This window comes from Acinetobacter sp. SK-43, from assembly GCF_015351505.1.
GTDB classification, from domain to species: Bacteria; Pseudomonadota; Gammaproteobacteria; order Pseudomonadales; family Moraxellaceae; genus Acinetobacter; species Acinetobacter junii.
In genome coordinates, this window is the sequence record NZ_JADKPY010000065.1 from 1 (window position 1) to 1,238 (window position 1,238).

Annotated in this window: 1 protein-coding gene; it reads right to left on the bottom strand. The window is 41.6% G+C overall.

All coding sequences use genetic code 11. From position 1 onward, the window contains the following. Positions 1 to 5: 5 nt before the first annotated feature. Positions 6 to 1,165 (bottom strand): IS3 family transposase gene (locus IRT38_RS12325; protein ID WP_180074912.1). Its coding sequence is split into 2 segments (ribosomal slippage): positions 6 to 931 and positions 931 to 1,165, totalling 1,161 coding nucleotides; the frame shifts between segments, so codons are not numbered across the junction. Positions 1,166 to 1,238: the final 73 nt, after the last annotated feature.

Consider the following 1,238-nt stretch of genomic DNA (forward strand, 5'->3'; position numbering starts at 1 on the left):
TGATCCTAGACAGTATCGTGGACAACCAGCCCCTCTAAACTTTTAATATATTTCTGTTCAAAGGCTTCTGGACTTAACCAGCCGTTTGCAGAATGTCTTCTGATCCGATTGTAATAAATTTCAATATAGTCAAACAAGACAGCATTCGCTTCTTTTCGAGTCGAAAATACACTGCCATGTACCACATGACCTTTTAATGTATGAAAGAAGCTTTCAGTCACTGCATTATCCCAACAGTTTCCACGTCTAGACATACTCTGAGTACAATCATTTGTCAGTAACAGCGCTCTAAAATCACGACTACAGTACTGTGAACCTTGGTCTGAATGTACCATAACACCAGTTGGATAACCCTGACGAGCCATTGCATAGTTAAACGTATCACACACCAACTGGCGGTCTATTCGATGGCTGGTTTGCCACCCCACGATACGACGGCTAAATAAATCTAGCATCACACATAAATACAGCCAACCTTGCTTAGTACGGATATAGGTAATATCCGTTGTCCAGATCTTATTGGGTTCATTGACCGTAAATTGACGATCCAACAAGTTAGGCGCTGTAGGCAAACGATGGTTTGAATCAGTCGTATGCTTGTATTTACGTGCAATCCTGCTACGTAAACCAAGCTTTTTAAGCATTCTTCCAACGGTTCGTTCGCTCATGCTGTAACCTAAATCATGCATGTCATGTACCAATGAAGGTGCACCCAATCGTGCATGATGCTGCCAATATACGGCTTTTAAATCATTATATTTCTGCGCTGGATTGGCCTGGCGTTTTCGCCAGGCATAATAGCCTGAAGTGCTGACACCCAGGCATTTACAGGCAGAAGATACATTGACTTCATTCACATCCAGATCTTGAATTACCGTGTACTTTTCTTGGCATGATCTGTCAGAAAGTACACATGCGCTTTTTTTAAGATGTCATTGGCTTCCCTGAGCTGTTTGACTTCTTTCTCTAATTCTAAGATCCGCTGTTGTTCTGGTGAAAGTTGACGTTTGCTTGAACCCACTGGATTGGCTTCACGAATCCATTTGTCTAAAGTTGAATAACCCACACCTAATTTCTGGGCGATTGCAGCTATAGGTTCGTGGGAGTTTGAAAGTGCATAATCAATCGCTTGCTGTTTAAATTCAGGACTAAAACGTTTAGCCATTTCTTGAATCTCCAAAGATTAAAGTTACGTTATCTTTAGAGGGACGTGCTGTCCATTATTTTGGCTAGGATCA